General features: G+C 70.7%; 18 protein-coding genes. 8 read left to right on the forward strand and 10 right to left on the reverse strand.

Annotation, left to right across the window (positions count from 1 at the left end; translation table 11 throughout):
• Window positions 1-46 precede the first annotated feature (46 nt).
• From ACFT4A_RS11080 to ACFT4A_RS11100, 5 genes are all read left to right on the forward strand, one after another.
• The gene (locus ACFT4A_RS11080; protein WP_215122167.1) at window positions 47-625 is read left to right on the forward strand and encodes a TerD family protein; all 579 of its coding nucleotides are present in this window, start codon (window positions 47-49) and stop codon (window positions 623-625) included.
• A gap of 75 nt (window positions 626-700) precedes the next feature.
• A complete protein-coding gene (locus tag ACFT4A_RS11085; protein WP_382828044.1) occupies window positions 701-2,716 on the forward strand; it encodes a TerD family protein in 2,016 nt (671 codons plus the stop codon).
• 230 nt (window positions 2,717-2,946) lie between these two features.
• Window positions 2,947-3,948, forward strand: coding sequence for a TerC/Alx family metal homeostasis membrane protein (locus tag ACFT4A_RS11090; RefSeq protein ID WP_382828046.1), 1,002 nt, complete (start codon window positions 2,947-2,949; stop codon window positions 3,946-3,948).
• A 130-nt stretch (window positions 3,949-4,078) separates the two neighbouring features.
• On the forward strand, window positions 4,079-4,381 hold the full coding sequence (locus ACFT4A_RS11095) for a hypothetical protein (RefSeq protein ID WP_189730960.1): 303 nt from the start codon (window positions 4,079-4,081) through the stop codon (window positions 4,379-4,381).
• Window positions 4,382-4,444: 63 nt separating this feature from the next.
• Window positions 4,445-5,545, forward strand: a complete 1,101-nt coding sequence (locus ACFT4A_RS11100; RefSeq protein ID WP_382828047.1) for a calcium:proton antiporter — start codon at window positions 4,445-4,447, stop codon at window positions 5,543-5,545.
• On the opposite strand, the gene ACFT4A_RS11105 is transcribed toward ACFT4A_RS11100, so the two are convergent.
• Both ACFT4A_RS11105 and ACFT4A_RS11110 read right to left on the reverse strand, forming a co-directional pair.
• Window positions 5,535-6,857, reverse strand: a complete 1,323-nt coding sequence (locus ACFT4A_RS11105) for an MFS transporter (protein WP_382828049.1) — start codon at window positions 6,855-6,857, stop codon at window positions 5,535-5,537. The genes ACFT4A_RS11100 and ACFT4A_RS11105 overlap by 11 nt on opposite strands.
• 93 nt (window positions 6,858-6,950) lie before the next feature.
• A complete protein-coding gene (locus tag ACFT4A_RS11110; protein ID WP_382828051.1) occupies window positions 6,951-7,997 on the reverse strand; it encodes a S66 peptidase family protein in 1,047 nt (348 codons plus the stop codon).
• A 102-nt stretch (window positions 7,998-8,099) separates the two neighbouring features.
• Between ACFT4A_RS11110 and aroQ the strand changes: the two genes are divergently transcribed.
• Entirely contained in the window at window positions 8,100-8,573 is a 474-nt protein-coding gene (gene aroQ / locus ACFT4A_RS11115) for a type II 3-dehydroquinate dehydratase (RefSeq protein WP_382828053.1), read from the forward strand.
• Between the two features lie 44 nt (window positions 8,574-8,617).
• Here the strand turns inward: aroQ and ACFT4A_RS11120 are convergent, their stop codons facing one another.
• The 5 genes from ACFT4A_RS11120 to ACFT4A_RS11140 all read right to left on the reverse strand — a co-directional run bounded on the left by ACFT4A_RS11120 (window position 8,618) and on the right by ACFT4A_RS11140 (window position 12,816).
• Complete coding sequence (locus ACFT4A_RS11120) at window positions 8,618-9,370, reverse strand: amino acid ABC transporter ATP-binding protein (RefSeq protein ID WP_382828055.1); 753 nt, start codon at window positions 9,368-9,370, stop codon at window positions 8,618-8,620.
• Window positions 9,367-10,266, reverse strand: a complete 900-nt coding sequence (locus ACFT4A_RS11125; protein ID WP_382828474.1) for an amino acid ABC transporter permease — start codon at window positions 10,264-10,266, stop codon at window positions 9,367-9,369. Before ACFT4A_RS11125 ends, ACFT4A_RS11120 begins: the two co-directional genes overlap by 4 nt.
• Window positions 10,267-10,268: 2 nt before the next feature.
• Window positions 10,269-11,141 carry an ABC transporter substrate-binding protein gene (locus tag ACFT4A_RS11130; RefSeq protein ID WP_382828056.1) on the reverse strand — a complete coding sequence of 291 codons (873 nt, stop codon included), beginning with the start codon at window positions 11,139-11,141 and terminating at the stop codon, window positions 10,269-10,271.
• Between the two features lie 293 nt (window positions 11,142-11,434).
• Complete coding sequence (locus ACFT4A_RS11135) at window positions 11,435-12,091, reverse strand: MBL fold metallo-hydrolase (protein ID WP_193480669.1); 657 nt, start codon at window positions 12,089-12,091, stop codon at window positions 11,435-11,437.
• Between the two features lie 35 nt (window positions 12,092-12,126).
• Window positions 12,127-12,816 carry a maleylpyruvate isomerase family mycothiol-dependent enzyme gene (locus ACFT4A_RS11140; protein ID WP_382828059.1) on the reverse strand — a complete coding sequence of 230 codons (690 nt, stop codon included), beginning with the start codon at window positions 12,814-12,816 and terminating at the stop codon, window positions 12,127-12,129.
• 223 nt (window positions 12,817-13,039) lie between these two features.
• Between ACFT4A_RS11140 and uvrA the strand changes: the two genes are divergently transcribed.
• A complete protein-coding gene (uvrA, locus tag ACFT4A_RS11145) occupies window positions 13,040-16,030 on the forward strand; it encodes an excinuclease ABC subunit UvrA (RefSeq protein WP_382828061.1) in 2,991 nt (996 codons plus the stop codon).
• Between the two features lie 97 nt (window positions 16,031-16,127).
• Here uvrA and ACFT4A_RS11150 read toward each other — a convergent pair whose 3' ends face one another.
• Window positions 16,128-16,691, reverse strand: coding sequence for a YceI family protein (locus tag ACFT4A_RS11150; protein ID WP_382828064.1), 564 nt, complete (start codon window positions 16,689-16,691; stop codon window positions 16,128-16,130).
• Between the two features lie 101 nt (window positions 16,692-16,792).
• On the opposite strand from ACFT4A_RS11150, the gene ACFT4A_RS11155 reads away from it, so the two are divergent.
• Entirely contained in the window at window positions 16,793-17,656 is an 864-nt protein-coding gene (locus ACFT4A_RS11155) for a helix-turn-helix domain-containing protein (RefSeq protein ID WP_382828067.1), read from the forward strand.
• Window positions 17,657-17,662: 6 nt separating this feature from the next.
• Here the strand turns inward: ACFT4A_RS11155 and ACFT4A_RS11160 are convergent, their stop codons facing one another.
• Window positions 17,663-18,571, reverse strand: coding sequence for a carbohydrate kinase (locus ACFT4A_RS11160; protein WP_382828069.1), 909 nt, complete (start codon window positions 18,569-18,571; stop codon window positions 17,663-17,665).
• Window positions 18,568-19,647: a LacI family DNA-binding transcriptional regulator gene (locus tag ACFT4A_RS11165; RefSeq protein ID WP_382828072.1), complete on the reverse strand. Its 1,080-nt coding sequence runs from the start codon at window positions 19,645-19,647 to the stop codon at window positions 18,568-18,570. Before ACFT4A_RS11165 ends, ACFT4A_RS11160 begins: the two co-directional genes overlap by 4 nt.
• Window positions 19,648-19,743: the final 96 nt, after the last annotated feature.

The following is a 19,743-nucleotide window of genomic DNA, read 5'->3' on the forward strand; positions in this document are numbered from 1 at the left end:
CCGCGAATGCGCGGCAACAGGGGACGTTCGAGAGGGGAATCAGCGCGTGACCGTCAACATGACCAAGGGTCAGGCCATCAGTCTGCAGAAGAACGACGGCGGCAGCCTGACCGCGGTGCGGATGGGTCTCGGCTGGCAGGCGGCTCCCCGGCGCGGCCTGTTCGGCTCGCGGACGCGCGAGGTCGACCTCGACGCCTCCGCCGTCCTGTTCGCGGACAAGCAGCCGGTCGACGTCGTCTTCTTCCGTCACCTGGTGAGCGACGACGGCTCGGTGCGCCACACCGGCGACAACCTCGTCGGCGGTGTCGGCCAGGGCGGCGACGACGAGGCCATCCTCGTCGACCTCTCCCGCGTCCCGGTCCACATCGACCAGATCGTCTTCACCGTGAACTCCTTCACGGGCCAGACGTTCCAGGAGGTGCAGAACGCGTTCTGCCGCCTGGTCGACGAGACCAACGGCCAGGAGCTCGCCCGCTACACGCTGGCCGGCGGCGGCCAGTACACGGCCCAGATCATGGCGAAGGTGCACCGCTCGGGCTCGGGCTGGTCGATGACGGCCCTGGGCAACCCGGCCAACGGCCGTACCTTCCAGGACCTCATGCCGACGATTCTGCCCGTCCTCTAAGGCCTCACGGGATCCGCTCGGGGCGGGCGGCGGGCGGTACACGACACCACACAACGACACAGGGGGACGAAGGCGATGACGGCCGAGCTGGTGCGGGGGCAGAACCACCCGCTCTCCCAGTCCCGTCTCGAGATCCGGGTCTCGGCCGGCACACCGATCGTGGCCGCGGCCGCGCTCAGCGACGAGACCGGCAGGATCCACGGCGTGGAATGGGTGGCCCATCCGGGCGCCCCCACCCAGCCCGGTCTCGAGGTCTCCCGGCAGGCCGCCGCCGACCACCGCCTCGCGGTGGACCTGGACGCCCTGACGGAGGCCGTCCACCGTGTCGGCGTGCTGCTCGCCCTGCCCGCCGGTGGGGCGGGCCCGGTCCGCTTCGGCGCCGTGGCCGCCCCGTTCGTCGCCGTCACCGGCCTCGACGGCGGCGAGATCGCCAGTTACACCCTCACCGGCCTGGACACCGAGTCGGCCGTGGTCGCCCTGGAGGTCTACCGCCGGCAGGGCGCCTGGAAGGTGCGCGCCGTCGGCCAGGGGTATGCGGGCGGCCTCGCCGAACTCCTCACCGACCAGGGCCTGCCCCAGGCCCACCAGCTGGCCGGCCGCATCAACGAGGCGGTGGCCCAAGGGCTGGCCCGCTCGGTGCAGGCGCCCCCGCCGCGCACCGCGGACGGCGACCGTTCCCGTCAGACAGCGACCCCGGCCCTCGGCCAGGACCAGGGCGGCACCGCGCCCCAGGGCGCTCCCGGCCCCGTACCGCCCACGTCCCCGTACGGCGGGCAGCCGCCCGGCGTGCCGGGACAGCCCGCACCGCAGCCGACGTACCCCGGCACGGCACCGGACCCTTCCGCCGTCACCCAGCCGTCCGTGCCGACCGCGGGCAGCCCGATCGACTACAGTCATCCGCGCCGCCAGAACGCCGCTCCGCCCCCGCCTCCGCCCACCGCACCCCCGGCCGCGCCCGGGCAGCCCGCCCAGCCCGTCGCGGGCGACGCGACCGGCTGGTCCATGGAGGAGCGGCTCTACAACCAGGTGTGGGGCATGTTCGAGGACCTGGCCCGCACCACCGCGGCCTACCGCAGCGCCGTCGACTTCGCCGAGTCCCGTATGGACAAGGAGCTCGAACAGGCCCTGTCCGACCCGCGCAGCCGGATCGGCGGGCAGGGTGACGCCGCCCGCGAGGCGGCCCGCGCCCGGCACGCACAGCTCGTCGACCAGGCCCGGGAGGCCCTCGACCGGGACATCGCCCAGCTCACGGCCGAGGCCGACGTCGTCGAACCGGCCCTGCCACCGGCGTACGCCCGCTGGGACAATCCCGTGTGGCATGCCTACCGGCCGCCGATGGAGATCCCCATGGCGCTGCGGCTGGGCGACCTCCATCTCCCCGAGGCCGACGGGATCCGCATCCCGATGCTGGTCCGGCTGCCACTGGAGCGTGGTCTGTGGATCGACAGCGGCCACACCGGATCATCCGACGGACTGTTCACCGACTCGCATGCCCTGGGGCGTCTCGCCATGGACACGGCGGTCGCGCACGCGGCCCGGCTGCTCGCCGTCTATCCGGCGGGTGAGTTCACCGTCCATGTCATCGACCCGGCCGGCTCGGGGGCACAGCCGCTGGCACCTCTCGTGCGGAGCGGTGTGCTCGCGGCCCCGCCCGCGCTCGGCGCCGCAGGGGTGGCGGACGTGCTGGGGCGGCTCACCCAGCGGGTCGACCTGGTGCAGATGGCGGTGCGCGGAGGCGCCGCCGACTCCCTGCCGCCCGGCTTCGACACCTCGCAGCAACTGCTGATCGTCAACGACTTCCCGCACGGCTTCGACGACCGCGCCGTGAACCAGCTGCGCTACCTCGCCGACGAGGGCCCCGCCTTCGGCGTCCACCTGATGATGGTGGCCGACCGTGAGGAGTCCTCCGGATACGGGCCTTTGCTCGACCCGCTGTGGCGTTCGCTGTTGCGATTGACACCGGTACCCGACGACCACCTCGCCGACCCATGGGTCGGTCATGCCTGGACGTACGAGCCGTCGCTGGTGCCGCCCGGCAGCCAGGTCCTCCAGCAGGTGCTCTCCCAGGTCGCGGCCGCCCGTACCAAGTAGTTGTAAAGCCTCCTGACCTGGGATTTTGATCCTCCTTTTGCCAAGCGCTTTACCTGTTCTTGGTGATTGGGGTACTGTTGACGGCACGGAGGGGAGTACTCCCTGTCTGCTGCGACGTGCCCGTCAATACGGATCAGGCCAGATCCCGGGGCGTCGGCCCATCTTTGGGTGGAAGAGACCTCCGGCAGCGACGACGCTGACATTTGCCGTTAACGACTGCCGGAGGCGCAGTGGATGTTTCCGTGACCCTATGGGTCCTGACGATCGTGGGTCTTGCCGCCCTGATCGCGGTCGACTTCTTCATCGGCCGCAAACCGCACGACGTGTCGATCAAGGAAGCCGGGATCTGGACGATCGTCTGGATCGTGCTGGCCGCGATCTTCGGGCTCGGTCTGCTGGTGTTCGGCGGCGGCCAGCCCGCCGGCGAGTTCTTCGCGGGCTTCATCACCGAGAAGTCGCTGAGCGTCGACAACCTCTTCGTCTTCGTCCTGATCATGGCGAAGTTCGCGGTGCCCTCGCAGTACCAGCAGCGTGTTCTCCTGATCGGTGTCCTCATAGCCCTGGTCCTGCGGGCCATCTTCATCGCGGCCGGCGCGGCGATCCTCGCCAGTTTCGCGTGGGTGTTCTACATCTTCGGCGCCTTCCTCATCTGGACCGCCTGGAAGCTCATCCAGGAGGCCCGCGCCGACGAGGAGGACGAGGACTGGGAGGAGAACAAGCTCCTCAAGGCCGCCGAGCGCCGCTTCGGTGTGGCCGACCGCTACCACGGCACCAAGCTGTGGATCGAGGAGAACGGCAAGCGGGTCATGACCCCGATGCTGGTCGTGATGCTCGCGATCGGCACCACCGACGTCCTGTTCGCCCTCGACTCCATCCCCGCGATCTTCGGCCTGACGCAGGACCCGTACATCGTCTTCACGGCCAACGCGTTCGCCCTGATGGGTCTGCGGCAGCTGTACTTCCTCATCGGCGGCCTGCTGAGGAAGCTGGTCCACCTCAGCTACGGTCTGTCGATCATCCTGGGCTTCATCGGCGTGAAGCTGGTGCTCCACGCCCTGCACGAGTCCGGGGTGCACGTCCCCGAGATCAGCATTCCGGTATCGCTCGGCGTGATCTGTGCCGTCCTGATCGTCACCACGATCACCAGCCTGCTGGCTTCCAAGAAGCAGGCGGCGGCCGAGGCGGCGCAGGGGGAGAGCGGAAGCGCTCCGAAGGACAGCATCGACGTCTGACCGCGTCGGACGTAGGAACAACCATCACCGGGACCGGTGGTCGGCGAATTGCCGACTGCCGGTCCCGGTGCTTGCTTGTTTCCTGAGCGTGTTCCCCGGTCCGGGGGCGCCGTGGCCGGCTGGAGGTGCCATGAAGTTCGTGCAGATCATCGACTTCGAGACCGAGCGCTTGGACGAGATGGAGCAGATTTTCGAGGACGCGGAGCGACGCTTCGCCGGCCGGACGGGCGGCCCCACCCACCGCACGCTCCTGAAGGACCGCGACAACCCCCGCCGCTATCTGGCGCTGATCGAGTTCGAGTCGTTCGACGAGGCCATGCGCAACAGTGAGGACCCCGAGACCGGCAGGATGGCGGAGCATCTGGGCGCGCTCTGTATCGGCGAGCGGGTCTACACCAACTGCGACCTCCTGGACGCGAGCGAACTCAAGTAGGCCCCGGCTCGGGCCCCGCACGACCGGAGTGCGGGGCCCCCGCACCTCTGCGACGATCACTGCATGATCGCTCGGCGCAGGCCGCTCACGGCACAGTGGACGACCCTGGTGCCCGTGCTCGCGGCCGTGCTGCTGGTCCTCACCTGGGGGCGCGATCTGCCCGCTGCTGTCGTCGCGCTGGTGACCCTGGTCCTGGCGGGAGCCGTTCTGTCCGCCGTCCACCACGCCGAGGTGGTGGCGCACCGGGTCGGTGAACCGTTCGGCTCCCTCGTTCTCGCCGTCGCCGTCACGATCATCGAGGTCGCCCTCATCGTCACCCTGATGGTCGACGGCGGGGACAAGAGCGCGACACTGGCCCGCGACACGGTCTTCGCAGCCGTGATGATCACCTGCAACGGCATCGTCGGCCTGTGCCTCCTGGTCGCCTCACTGCGCCACGGCACGGCCGTCTTCAACCCCGAGGGCACCGGCGCCGCACTCGCGACCGTCGCGACCCTGGCCACGCTCAGCCTGGTCCTGCCGACGTTCACCACGAGCAAGCCGGGCCCGGAGTTCTCCACGGTCCAGCTGACGTTCGCGGCGGTCTCCTCGCTGATCCTGTACGGCCTGTTCGTCGCGACGCAGACCGTGCGGCACCGGGACTACTTCCTGCCGATCACCCGGCAGGGCGATGTGATCACCGCCGAGGAGCATGCCGCGGCGCCGACCGCCCGTACCGCCCTGATCAGCCTGGGACTGCTGGGCTTGGCGCTGATCGGCGTGGTCGGCCTGGCCAAGGGCGTGTCGCCCACCATCGAGTCCGGGGTGGAGGCCGCCGGGCTGCACCAGGCCGTGGTCGGCGTGATCATCGCGCTGCTGGTGCTGCTCCCGGAGACCATCGCCGCACTGCGCTCCGCACGCCGCGACCGTGTGCAGACCAGCCTGAACCTCGCCCTCGGCTCGGCCATGGCCAGCATCGGCCTGACCATCCCCGCCGTCGCGCTCGCGTCCGTGTGGCTGTCCGGCCCGCTGGTGCTCGGCCTCGGTGCCACGCACATGGTGCTGCTCGCCCTGACCGTGGTCGTGGCCTCCCTGACGGTGGTCCCGGGCCGCGCCACACCGCTCCAGGGCGGGGTCCATCTGGTCCTGTTCGCGGCGTACCTGGAGCTGGCGATCAACCCGTAGGCGCCCCAGCCCCAGCCCCGGCCCCAGCCCCGGCTTCGGCCTCTGCCTCAGCCTTCGCCCCCGCCTCCCCGGGCACCGGACGCGTCTCCGGAAGCAGCGCGAAGCACCCCAGGCTGACCAGCGCGATCGCCGTCAGATACGCGGCCACGCCCCAGGGCACCCGCCCGCCCTGCTCGGCGAGTGCCGTCGCCACGATCGGCGTGAGAGCGCCCCCGAGGACGCCGCCGAGGTTGTAGCCGACGGCGGCGCCGGTACAGCGCACCCGCGGCTCGTACAGCTCGGGCAGATACGCGGCGATCACGGCGAACATCGTGATGAACGAGAGCATCGCGCCGAGGAAGCCGAGGAACATCGGCAGCGGCGTTCCGGTGGCGAGGAGCGCGACCATCGGGAACATCCACAGGGCGGCTGCCGCGCACCCGGCCAGGCACATGGGCCGTCGGCCGTAGCGGTCCCCGAGCATCGCCAACAGCGGTGTGAGCGCGCCCTTCACGAGCACCGCGCCCATGATGCAGGTCAGCATGACGCTGCGGCTCACCCCGAGCCGTTCCGTCCCGTAGGCGAGGGACCAGGTGGTCACGGCGTAGAAGATCGCGTAGCCGATCGCGAGCGCTCCGCCGGTCAGCAGGAGGAGACGCCAGTGGTCGCGCATGACCTCGGCGATCGGCACGCGCGCGTGGTCGTCGAGTTCGAGGAAGCTGGGGCTCTCGGCGAGCGATGAGCGCAGCCACAGCCCCACGACCGCCAGCACCCCCGCCGCCCAGAACGGCACCCGCCAGCCCCACGCGGCGAACTGCGCCTCGGACAGGGTCGCCGACAGCCCCAGCACCACACCGTTGGCGAGCAGGAACCCCAGGGCGGGCCCGACCTGCGGGAAGCTCGACCACAGTCCGCGCCGCTCGGCGGGCGCGTGCTCCACCGTCAGCAGCACCGCCCCGCCCCACTCCCCGCCGAGCCCCAGCCCCTGCAGGAAGCGCAGCACCAGGAGCAGCAGGGGAGCGGCCACGCCGATCGTGTCGTAGGTCGGCACACAGCCGACCGCGACCGTGGAGGCGCCGGTGAGCAGCAGGGAGGCGACGAGGACCGGTCGCCGTCCGCGCCGGTCCCCGATGTGCCCGAACAGCACCGACCCGAGCGGACGCGCCACGAAGCCCACGCCGAAGGTCGCGAAGGCGGCCAGCGTCCCGGCCACCGGCGAGAACGTCGGGAAGAACAGCGGACCCAGGATGAGGGCCGCCGCGGTCCCGTAGACGAAGAAGTCGTAGAACTCGATGGCCGTGCCGGCGAGCGAGGCGGCCGCGAGGCGCGGCATGGAGGGTGCCCTTACGGTGCGTACGTCGTGCATGCCGCGTCAACTACCCACGGTGACGGTGGGTTACGGGGGCGCGCGGGGGCTCGGGGGCCCTCAGTAGGTCACCGTGATGCGCCGGGCCGGTCCGTCCACGCGCACGGTGCCCCCGTACGGGATCACCAGTTGCGGATCGGTGTGCCCGAAGTCCACGTCGAAGACGATCGTGGTGTCGGGCGCGTAGGCCCGCATGGCACGCAGGACCGCCTCACGCTGGTCGGAGGCGTAACGAGCGGCCTCCTCCGGAGTGTTGGGACGCTCGAAGGACCAGGTCTTCGGACGGCCCATCAGCAGCGCCGGGAACCGCTGGAGCAGCCCGCGCTCGCCCATGTTGCGCAGGGTGCTGAAGACCTCCGTGGCGCTCGGCATGTCCTCCGAGGTCTCCAGCAACAGCACCCCGCCCTCGTACTCGGACAGGTCCTCCGCGATCTCGCGGTCGGCCATCAGCAGCCAGCCCAGGATCTCCAGGCAGCCGCCCCAACTGCGGCCTTCCACCACGCGGTCGGCGTTGACCCAGGTCCAGCCGGTACCCGGCCGGGTATCCGGCTCGGCGTCGAAGGTCGCCGGATCGGCCCAGTCCCGGTCGACGTCACGCCACCGCTCAGCGGGCTGCAGCTCGTACGGGCCGGAGGTGAACAGGGCCGCCCGCAGAGAGTCGGCGGTCTGCGGGTGCAGGGCACCGGGACGGCCCAGCTCGACCATGACGCTCCCGCCGTGGTAGCCGACGATGCCGCTGTTGCGCAGGAACGCGAGCAGGTTGGTGTTGTCGCTCATCCCGAAGAAGGGCTTCGGGTTCGCCCGGATCAACTCCCGGTCCAGCAGCGGCAGCACGGTGATCTGGTCGTCCCCGCCGATCGACGCGATGACCGCCTTGATGTCCGGGTCGGCGAAGGCGGCGTGGATGTCGTCGGCCCGCTCCTGGGGCGTCGAGCCCATCCTGCGCGTCGCCGGATACTCGACCGGCTCCAGCCCGAACTCCTTGCGCAGCCGCTCCAGCCCCAGCTCGTAGGGGAGCGGGAAGAGTCCCGGCAGGCCGGAGGAGGGGGAGATCACGGCGATACGGTCGCCGGGCGACGGCTTGGGCGGGTAGGAGAGGCTCGTCATGCCGGGAGGCTACGGCCGGGCGGGCTGTCGGCGCACCGTGATAAACCGGGTCCGAGCAGCGGTCCTCACGGGCCGCCCGACCCTGAACGGACCGGAGGAACCGTGCCCCGCACCCTGGCCAACGCCCCGATCATGATCCTCAACGGCCCCAACCTGAACCTGCTCGGCCAGCGTCAGCCGGAGATCTACGGCTCCGACACCCTGGCCGACGTGGAGGCCCTGTGCGCCAAGGCGGCGGCCGCGCACGGCGGCACGGTCGACTTCCGCCAGTCCAACCACGAGGGCGAGCTGGTGGACTGGATCCACGAGGCGCGGCTGAACCACTGCGGCATCGTGATCAACCCGGGTGCCTACTCGCACACCTCTGTCGCCATCCTGGACGCCCTGAACACCTGTGACGGCATGCCGGTGTTGGAGGTCCATATCTCCAACATCCACAAGCGCGAGTCGTTCCGGCACCACTCCTACGTCTCGCTGCGCGCCGACGGGGTCATCGCGGGCTGCGGAGTCCAGGGCTATGTGTTCGGGGTGGAGCGCGTCGCGGCGCTGGCGGGGGCCGGACAGGCGGACACCTAGACCCTGCCCGCGATGTAAGCCCCGATCGCCCTGGCGAGCACCCCTTACAGGCGCCCCGCCTCCACGATCCGCCGCAGGAAGCGCCGCGTGCGCTCCTGCCGCGGTTCCCCGAAGACCTGCTCGGCGGTGCCGCGTTCCAGCACCACGCCGCCCTCCAGGAAGCACACCTGGTCGGCGACCTCCCGTGCGAAGCCCATCTCGTGCGTGGCCAGCACCATGGTCATGCCCTCGTCCTTCAGGTCGCGGACGACGGTGAGGACCTCGCCCACCAGCTCGGGATCGAGGGCGGCGGTGATCTCGTCCAGCAGAAGCAGCCGGGGGCGTACCGCCAGGGCACGCACGATCGCCACCCGCTGCTGCTGGCCGCCGCTCAGCCGGTCCGGGTACTCGCCCGCCTTCCCGCCCAGCCCCAGCCGCTCCAGCAGCTCCCGCGCGCGTGCCTCGGCCTCGGTACGGGGCAGGCCGTGCACCCGGCGCGGAGCGAGCGTGATGTTCTCCAGGACCGTCATGTGCGGAAAGAGGTTGTACGACTGGAAGACCACGCCGATTCTGCGGCGCACGGCGTCCTGGTCGACGCGCGGGTCGGTGATCTCCTCGTCGTCCAGCCAGATCGCCCCGTCGTCGATCTCCTCCAGCAGGTTCGCGCACCGCAGCAGGGTGGACTTGCCGGAGCCGGAGGCGCCGATCAGCGCGGTGACCGTGTGCGGGGCCACCTCCAGGTCGACGTCCCGCAGGACGACCGAGCCGCCGAAGGTCTTCCGGACGGACTCCATGCGCAGCACGGGCGTCTCGCTCATGTGGTTCCTCCCTGGGCCCGCCGGCGGTCCATCCGTGCCGTCACCCAGTCCGTGAAGCGGGTCATCGGGATGGTCAGCGCGACGAAGACCAGCCCCGCGACGATGTACGGCGTGTAGTTGAGGCTGCGGCCCACGATGATGTCGGCGGCCCGAACGGCGTCCACCGCACCGCCGATCGAGACCAGCCCGGTGTCCTTCTGCAGCGACACCAGGTCGTTCAGCAGCGGCGGCACCTGTCGGCGTACGGCCTGGGGCAGCACCACGTGGCGCAGAGCCTGCCGGTTGCTGAGCCCGAGCGAGCGGGCCGCGGCGCGCTGCGAGGGATGCACGGACTCGATGCCGGCGCGGAACACCTCCGCGACGTACGCCGAGTACGTCAGGGTGAGCGCGGTGCCGCCGAGGAGCACCGGGTCGACGGTCACCCCCTGGAGCCGCAGCGCCGGGACGCCGAGGACCACGATCATCAGGTTGATGATGAGCGGCAGCCCCCGGAAGAAGTCCGTGTAGGCGGCGGCCAGGAAGCGCAGCGGGAAGAACACCGGGCCGCGCAGCGTCCGCGCGACGGCGATCAGCATGCCGAGGACGAGCACCGCGGCACCGCAGATCAGCAGCAGCCGGACGTTCAGCCACAGCCCTTCGAGGACCTTCGGGAACGCCTCGCGCGCGTACCCCCAGTCGAAGAAGGTCTCCTTGGTGCGCGGCCAGCCCGGGGCGTTGACGACGACCAGGTAGAGAACCACCCCGGTGACGAGCGTCGAGAGCGCGCCGATCGCGCTGGCACGCCGGGCCCGGGCACGCTTGTAACGCTCACGGTCCAGGCGCCGCTGCGAGGGGACGTAGCCGCCGTCCTGCTCCTCGCGCTCGGCGGAGCCCTCCGCCGCCTGCGCCTTGTCCACCGTCACTTGAGCACCGGAGCGTCGACGGCGTCCGACAGCCACTCCTGCTCGAGCTTCGCGAGCGTGCCGTCCTCGCGCAGCGCGTCCACGGCCCGCGAGACGCAGGAGGTGAGCGCGCTGCCCTTGTCGAGCACGAGACCGAACTGCTCCGGCCTACCGCCCTGGTTCTCGAACTGGCCGACGATCCTCGCGTCCGTGATCTCGGCCCCGGTGATGTAGAACGCCGTCGGCAGGTCCACGACGATGGCGCCGACCTGGCCGTTCTTCAGCGCGGACTTGGCCTGGTCGTTCTTGGCGTAGACGGCCGCCGCCTGCTTCGGCTTCACCACGTCGTCGATGTAGTCGAGACTGGTGGTGCCGACCTGGGCGCCCAGCTTCACATCCTTCAGGTCGGCGATGCTCTTCGCCTGCGCGGCCTTGGAGCCCTTCAGCGCGACGACGGCCTGGCGCACGTCGTAGTAGCCGGAGGAGAAGTCCACGGCCCTCTTGCGTTCGGCGCTGACGGACACCTGGTTGATGTCGAAGTCGAAGGTCTTCTCGCCGGGCGCGAAGGCCTTGTTGAACGGGACGGTCTGCCAGGCGACCTTGTCCTTGCCGTACCCGAGCTGCTCGGCGACGGCGTACGCGACCGCCGACTCGAAGCCCTTGCCACTGGCGGGGTCGTCATCCTTGAACCAGGGCTCGTAGGCGGGTTCGTCGGTGGCGATGGTCAGCTTGCCCGAGGTGTGGGTGGCCAACTTGCCCTTCTCGCATGTGTTCCCGCCGGACGCTGACGGCCGGTCCGATGCCTCCGGCTGCGGAGCACAGCTCACGGCGGCGGCGAGGAGGACGACGACGGCGGCAGCGCGGCGCAGGGCACGCGGGGCAGGATGCATGGCGGGAGATTGGCAGCCGACGGACCCGTTTGTCGAGGTCACGGCGACATGTTCCGCATGGTGGGAACGGGTGTTGCAATCTTGTGAACAGCCGGGGGCCGCCGACCGAGGGCGGGGATCGACAGGCCGGCGGCCCATCCGCCCAGGAGCCGTCATCCTGCGCGGGGCTCCTCCCAGTTGACCGCCCGACCAGGGGCGAGGGGAGCGCGTGTACGGCACCGGCGTGTGCGAACGATTCACACGGGGCGCGTGCGCGGCTCACCACCCGACACGCATGCGCCCCGCGCGACCGGTCACCACCCGCGCGCGTGCCACTCCGGCAGCTGCGGGCGCTCCGTGCCCAGCGTCGTGTCGTTGCCGTGCCCCGGGTAGACCCAGGTCTCGTCCGGGAGGACGTCGAAGATCCTGGTCTCGACATCGTGGAGGAGACTGGCGAACGCCTTGGGGTCCTTGTGGGTGTTGCCCACACCGCCGGGGAACAGGCAGTCCCCGGTGAACACATGGGGATGCCCGTGCGGGTCGTCGTAGACGAGGGCGATCGAGCCGGGCGTGTGCCCGACCAGGTGGCGCGCGGTGAGTTCCACGCGCCCCACCCGGATGGTGTCGCCGTCGTCGACCAGCACGTCGGTCCGTACGGGGATGCCGTCGGCGTCGTCCCGGCCCGCGTACGTGCGGGCGCCGGTGGCCGCCACGACCTCGGCGAGCGCCTGCCAGTGGTCGCCGTGCTGGTGGGTGGTGACGACGGACGCGATGCCGTCGCCACCGATCATGCCGAGCAGGGTGTGCGCCTCGTTCGCGGCGTCGATCAGCAACTGCTCGTCCGTGGCCCGGCAGCGCAGCAGATAGGCGTTGTTGTTCATCGGACCGACCGCGATCTTGGTGATCATCAGGTCCTTGAGTTCGTGCACGTCGGCAGGCCCGCCGACCGTCACCTCACCGCTGTACGTCATGTTCGCCAGCCTATAGCGGGGGAGTGGTCCGGGTCCTAGAGCGGGGGCAGTGCCGGAAGCCTGCCCCCGGCCACCTCGAGCGCGGATCCGGCGCGGCGGCCGGCGAGCCAGCCCAGCAGATCGGCCGGGGAGCCGGTGACGGTCACCTCGGGGCCGTCGCCCTGCTCCCGTCCCGTGCTCCACGCGCGCGTGCCGTCCGTGAGGCGCGTGGGCGGTACGTCGGGGTGCCCGGCGAACCGGTCGGCCAGGAAGACGATCTCCCGCTCGGTGAACTCCGCCGGCAGATCCTCCAGCTCGTACCCGATCCCCAGGTCCACGTGGTGCAGCTCCACCTCCACCCAGCGCCGGAACGGCACCCGGGACGCGGAGTCCGTGACCCCGTTGCGCAGCTCCACCGTGCGCGACCAGTCCGCCGGAGCGGCCCCGGTCTCCTGGAAGCGGGCCGCGCTCTCGCGCAGGTCGGCGAGCTGGACGTCGAGGGCGCGCGGGGCGTCCCGCTCGATGTCGGCGTCCCGGGCCTCGCCGGAGACGTACATGGGACGCCCGTCGAGGACGTTCACGAGGGCGTCCGCGTTGCGGGCGAGGTGGGCGAGGACATGGCCGCGGGTCCAGCCGGGAAGCCGTGACGGCTGCGTCACAGACGCGTTGTCCAGTTTGCCGACTGCGATGAGCAGCCGCTCCGTGGCGTCACGTACAGACGCCAGGTCATGACCGTGATCAATCATGGTGCTGACCCTAGCCGCGCCACACCTTTGGGTGAAGGTGGTGAACGAGTGCCGTAAATCGAATGCACGTGCTATATGGTCGGACGTGGCGTCGGGCATGCTGGAGAGCCGGGGTTTTGTTGGCAACCCGTGAATCCGACCGGCGTTGTCAGTGGCTCCCCCTAGTCTGAGAAAGACGGGGGCCCCGCCCCTGTCACTTCTCTCAAGAAAGGTGCGGACCGGCGTGGCCGACCGTCTCATCGTTCGTGGAGCGCGCGAGCACAACCTCAAGAACGTCTCGCTCGACCTCCCGCGCGACTCGCTCATCGTCTTCACGGGCCTGTCGGGGTCGGGCAAGTCCTCGCTGGCCTTCGACACCATCTTCGCCGAGGGACAGCGGCGCTACGTGGAGTCGCTCTCCTCCTATGCCCGGCAGTTCCTCGGCCAGATGGACAAGCCGGACGTCGACTTCATCGAGGGCCTCTCCCCGGCGGTCTCCATCGACCAGAAGTCGACCTCGCGCAACCCGCGCTCCACGGTCGGCACCATCACCGAGGTCTACGACTACCTGCGTCTGCTCTTCGCGCGCATCGGCAAGCCGCACTGCCCCGAGTGCAGCCGCCCGATCTCCCGCCAGTCGCCGCAGGCCATCGTCGACAAGGTCCTGGAGCTGCCGGAGGGCAGCCGCTTCCAGGTGCTGTCGCCGCTGGTGCGCGAGCGCAAGGGCGAGTTCGTCGATCTCTTCGCCGAGCTCCAGACCAAGGGCTACTCCCGCGCGCGTGTGGACGGCGAGACGATCCAGTTGTCGAACCCGCCCACGCTGAAGAAGCAGGAGAAGCACACCATCGAGGTGGTCGTCGACCGCCTCACGGTCAAGGAGGGCGCCAAGCGCCGCCTCACCGACTCCGTGGAGACCGCGCTCGGCCTGTCCGGCGGCATGGTCGTGCTCGACTTCGTCGACCTCCCCGAGGACGACCCCGAGCGCGAGCGCATGTACTCGGAGCACCTGTACTGCCCGTACGACGACCTGTCCTTCGAGGAGCTGGAGCCCCGCTCCTTCTCCTTCAACTCGCCCTTCGGTGCCTGCCCGGACTGCTCCGGCATCGGCACGCGCATGGAGGTCGACGCCGAGCTGATCGTCCCGGACGAGGACAAGAGCCTCGACGAAGGCGCCATCCACCCCTGGTCGCACGGCCACACCAAGGACTACTTCGGCCGCCTCATCGGCGCGCTCGCCGACGCGCTGGGCTTCCGTACGGACATCCCCTTCGCCGGCCTGCCGCAGCGGGCCAAGAAGGCCCTGCTCCACGGCCACAAGACCCAGGTGGAAGTCCGCTACCGCAACCGCTACGGGCGCGAGCGCCGGTACACCACCGCGTTCGAGGGTGCCGTCCCCTTCGTCAAGCGCCGGCACAGCGAGGCCGAGAGCGACTCCAGCCGTGAGCGCTTCGAGGGCTATATGCGCGAGGTGCCCTGCCCGACCTGTGAGGGCACGCGTCTGAAGCCGATCGTCCTCGCGGTCACGGTCATGGACAAGTCCATCGCCGAGGTCTCCGCGATGTCGATCAGCGACTGCGCGGACTTCCTGGGCGAGCTGAAGCTCACGGCCCGCGACAAGAAGATCGCCGAGCGCGTGCTGAAGGAGGTCAACGAACGGCTGCGGTTCCTGGTCGACGTCGGCCTGGACTACCTCTCGCTGAACCGCGCGGCCGGCACCCTCTCCGGCGGCGAGGCCCAGCGCATCCGCCTGGCCACCCAGATCGGCTCCGGCCTCGTCGGCGTCCTGTACGTCCTCGACGAGCCTTCCATCGGCCTGCACCAGCGCGACAACCACCGCCTGATCGAGACCCTGGTCCGGCTGCGCGACATGGGCAACACGCTCATCGTCGTCGAGCACGACGAGGACACCATCAAGACCGCCGACTGGATCGTCGACATCGGCCCCGGCGCCGGTGAGCACGGCGGCAAGGTGGTGCACAGCGGTTCCCTGAAGGAGCTGCTCGCCAACGCCGAGTCCCAGACGGGCCTGTACCTGTCCGGCAAGAAGGCCATCCCGCTGCCCGACATCCGGCGCCCGCTGGACCCGTCCCGGCAGCTCACGGTGCACGGCGCCAGGGAGAACAACCTCCAGGACATCGACGTCTCCTTCCCGCTGGGCGTGCTCACCGCCGTCACCGGCGTGTCCGGCTCCGGCAAGTCGACCCTGGTCAACGACATCCTGTACACACACCTGGCCCGTGAGCTGAACGGCGCGAGGAGCGTGCCCGGGCGGCACACGCGCGTGGACGGCGACGACCTCGTCGACAAGGTCGTGCACGTCGACCAGTCGCCCATCGGCCGCACCCCGCGCTCCAACCCGGCCACCTACACCGGCGTCTTCGACCACATCCGCAAGCTGTTCGCCGAGACCACCGAGGCGAAGGTCCGCGGCTACATGCCCGGCCGCTTCTCCTTCAACGTCAAGGGCGGCCGCTGCGAGAACTGCTCGGGCGACGGCACCATCAAGATCGAGATGAACTTCCTCCCGGACGTGTACGTCCCGTGCGAGGTCTGCCACGGCGCCCGGTACAACCGGGAGACCCTGGAGGTCCACTACAAGGGCAAGTCCATCGCCGACGTCCTGAACATGCCGATCGAGGAGGCCACGGAGTTCTTCGAGGCGGTCCCCGCGATCTCCCGCCACATGAAGACCCTGAAGGACGTCGGCCTCGGCTACGTCCGGCTCGGCCAGTCCGCGACCACCCTGTCCGGCGGTGAGGCCCAGCGCGTCAAGCTCGCCAGCGAGCTCCAGCGCCGCTCCACCGGCCGCACGGTCTACGTCCTGGACGAGCCGACCACCGGTCTGCACTTCGAGGACATCAGCAAGCTGCTGACGGTCCTGTCCGGACTGGTCGACAAGGGCAACACGGTCATCGTCATCGAGCACAACCTCGACGTGATCAAGACCGCCGACTGGATCGTCGACATGGGCCCCGAGGGCGGTGCGGGCGGCGGCCTGGTCGTCGCCGAGGGCACCCCCGAGGAGGTCGCCGCGGTCCCCACCAGCCACACCGGCAAGTTCCTCCAGGAGGTCCTGGGCGCCGACCGCATCAGCGACGCGTCCTCGGTGCGGGCACCGCGCAAGGCCGCGGCGAAGAAGACGGCGGCGAAGAAGACGGTCCCGGCGCAGGCCAGGGCGAAGAAGACCGCGACGAAGACCGCCGCGAAGAAGACGACGCGGACCAGCAAGAGCTGAGGACCGGGCTGAGGACCGCGCCGAGGCGCTGTGCGCCCACGGGATCGTCGGTGACGATCTCCCGCGGGGCACAGCGCCTCGGCCGTCCTTGAGTCGTTCAGCCGTTCTTCGGCTCCACGAACTGCATGTCGAGCTGGATCTTCACCACTTCCCCGAGCAGACCGGGCGCGAAGTCGAGCCCGAACTCACTGCGCCGGATCTCGCCCGTCGCCTCGAACCCGGCATGCCGGCTGCCGTCCATCGGCACGTCGACCAGCCCGCCGAACTCCACGGCCAGCGTCACCGGCCGCGTCACCCCGCCGATGGTCAGCTCACCCTCCATCGTCCAGTCCTCGCCCTCACCCGACACCCGCGTCGAGCGGTACGCCATCGTCGGGCGCTTCTCGACGTCGAGCAGGTCGGAGGCGCGGACATGCGCGTCCCGGTCGGCATTGCCCGTGTCGATCGAGGCCAGGTCGACGGTCGCGGAGACCCGTACGTCCTCCACGTTTTCCCCGACGAAGAGTTCGGCCTCCAACCGCTCGAAACGACCCCGCACCTTGGCGATGCCCAGGTGACGGATGGTGAAGTTCACGGAGGAGTGGAACGGGTCCAGGGCCCAGTTCCCCGGAGCCAACGGCAGGGCGGTGGCGGCAGCGGCGGCAGCGATGTCATTCGTCATGTGCTCCACCCTGAGGGCCGGGCGGCCCGGGAGGGAGACCGTCCGGAGCCTGGTAGTGGCAGGGCCACGATCCGCGCCCGGGCGCGTTGTACGTTCGGCGGGTGAGCGACAACGAGTTGGGCACTTTCCTGCGCACCTGGCGTGAAGCCGTCAGCCCCGCCGAGGTGGGGCTGCCCACCGGGCAGCGGCGCCGCACCCCGGGCCTGCGGCGCTCCGAACTGGCCACGCTCGCCGGCATCAGCGTCGAGTACCTCACCCGGCTGGAACAGGGACGCGACCGCAACCCCTCCGCCCAGGTGCTCGGTGCCCTCGCCGATGCCCTGCACCTGTCGCTCAACGACCGGATGCTGCTGCGGCGCCTGATCAAGGAGGCGGACGGCGGCGACCCGCTGGTCTGCGCGGCGGCCCCGTCGCTCGGCCGCACCGCGCGCCCCACCGTCCGCTCGGTGCTCGACCGCCTGGAGCCGACCCCCGCGCTGGTGGTCAACTGGATCGGCGACATCCTCGCCCACACCGCGGGCTACGAACGGCTGGCCGGACCCCTCGGCCTGCTCGACGACGAGCGGCCCAACCTGCTCCGCTACCTGTTCACCGACGAGCGGGCCCGCGCCGCCTACCGCGACTGGGACCGGGTGGCCGACGACCTGGTCGCCCAGCTCCGGCACGATGTCCCGCTCCGGGATCCGTACGTCGCCGAGCTGGCCGACGAGCTGACGGTGACGGCGGGAGCGGACTTCGCCGACCGGTTCGCCGACCTGGCCGTGGTGCCGCGGCGGACGGGCTCCCAGCACATCGAGCACCCGGAGGCCGGATCGCTGCGCCTGCTGCACGAGACGTTCGCGCTGCCCGACGAGGGCCAGCGCGTGATCGTCCTTCTGCCCGCCGACGATGCCACGGCCGCCGCCCTGGACCGCCTCGACGGTCGCCGCCCCGGCGCGCTGCGGGCCGTGGGCGAGGCCGGCTGAGCGGATTCAGCCGTCCAGCTCGTGCGCGTACGGCGGCTCCGCCCCCGCCCGTGAGCAGGTGAGAGCCGCGGCGCGGGCCGCGAAGCCCAGCAGTTCCGTCCAGCCCTCGGACCCCAGTGCGGCCAGTGCCCGCTCGCTGAGAGCGTCGCGTACCGCGAGACCGTGCAGCAGCGCCGCGTTGACCGTGTCGCCCGCACCGATCGTGTCCACGACCTCCACCCGCTCGCCCGGCACCGCGTACTCGCCGCCGTCGGCGGTGAAGACGGTCAGCCCGTCGCCGCCCCGGGTGATCACGACCGCTGCCGGTCCGGCCGCCAGCCACTCCTGGGGCGTGCCGCCGAGCCACTGGGCGTCCTCGGCGGACAGCTTCAGCAGCGACACCGACGGCAGCCAGCTCTTGAAGCGTGCCCGGTAGGCGTCCGCGTCCGGGATCAGCCCGGCCCTGATGTTCGGGTCCAGCGCGGTGAACACGCCCTGCGCGGCCGCCGAACGCATCAGCTCCTCGTAGGCGCTCGCCCCCGGCTCCAGCACCAGCGAGCAGGTGCCGAAGGAGACCGCACGGGTGTCCGACGGCAGCGCGGAGGGCGCTGCGAACAGCCGGTCCGCCGTCCCGTCCACGTAGAAGGAGTACGCCGCCGAGCCGTCCACGCCGACCGTGGCGACGGCGAGGGTCGTCGGCTCGGCGCCGCGCTGCACCGACGACACGTCGACCCCGGTCTCGCGCAGCCGGTCCAGCAGCGCCTCCCCGAAGGCGTCGGACGACACCCGGGAGCAGAAGGCGGCGGGGGAGCCGAGGCGGCCCAGCGCCACGGCCGTGTTGTACGGGCCGCCGCCGAGCGCCGGCTGCAGCGCCGCCAGGGCACCCGCGCCCCGCGGTACCAGGTCGATCAGTGCCTCACCGGCGACGACGATCATGCGACGGTTCCTTTCTCGGGCTGTGCGGACTGCTCGAACCGAACAGGCTGCCCGGACTCCTCGGGGCAGCCGCACGAGGTGCGATGGACGAAGGCGGAGGCGAGTCGAACGGTCCGCGCCGGCCGGTCCGGCTCGGCGAGACGCTCCAGGAGCACGCGTACGGCCCGGGCGCCGATGTCCTTGCTGGGCTGCGCGATCGCGGTGAGCCGGGGCGAGAACAGATCCGCCCAGGCGAAGTCGTCGAAGCAGCACAGCGCGATGTCGCCCGGTACGGACAGGCCGCGGGCGCGCAGGGCACGCAGCGCCCCGATGGTCATGGCGTTGTTGCCGGTGACGAGCGCGGTGGGCGGTACGGCGAGGGACAGCAGGGCTTCGGTGGCCTGTTCGCCACCGGCCGACTCCGAGTCGCCGTGCACCAGGAGCCGTTCGTCGTACGACAGTCCCGCGAAGGCGAGGCCGCTGCGGTAGCCGGTGATCCGCTCGCTGGTGGTGCTGAGCCCCGGCCGCCCCGCCACCAGCCCGATCCGCCGGTGGCCGAGGCCGGCGAGATGGGTGACCAGCCGGGACGTCGGTTCGGCGTTGTCGGCGCACACCTGGTCGAAACGCGGACCGCCGTCCGCCGCCGGGTCGTCCACCAGCCGGTCGAGGAACACCGCCGGTACGTCGTGCCGCCCCAGGTACGCGAGCAGCCCACGCGGATCCGCCGAGGGCGCGACGATCATGCCGTCCACCCGGCGCTCGTGCAGCAGCCGGACGACCTTGCGCTCGTGCTCCGGGTCGTCGTGCGGATCGGCGATCAGCAGGCTGTAACCGTGTTCCAGGGCACTGGCCTCGACGCCCTGGAGGATCTCCGTGAAGTACGGGTTGCTGATCGCCGACACCGCCAGCCCGATGGAACGGGTGCGGGACGTCACCAGGGAACGGGCCAGCGTGTTCGTGGTGTAGCCGAGCTCCTCCACGGCGTCCAGGACCGCCTGGCGGGTGTGCGGCAGCACCGGCCGGGTGCCGTTCAGCACGTGCGAGACGGTCGCCACGGAGACACCGGCGCTCCGCGCGACGTCGGCCATGGTCGCCATGCCGTTCCCTCCTCCGCTCCCGGTGGCCCGGCGGGGAACGTATCGCATCCGACGCCGGACGTAAACGCTTGCGCAAACGTTTACGTCCCTACGAAA

The sequence above is a fragment of the Streptomyces sp. NPDC057099 genome, assembly GCF_042671245.1.
Classification (GTDB): domain Bacteria; phylum Actinomycetota; class Actinomycetes; order Streptomycetales; family Streptomycetaceae; genus Streptomyces; species Streptomyces purpurascens.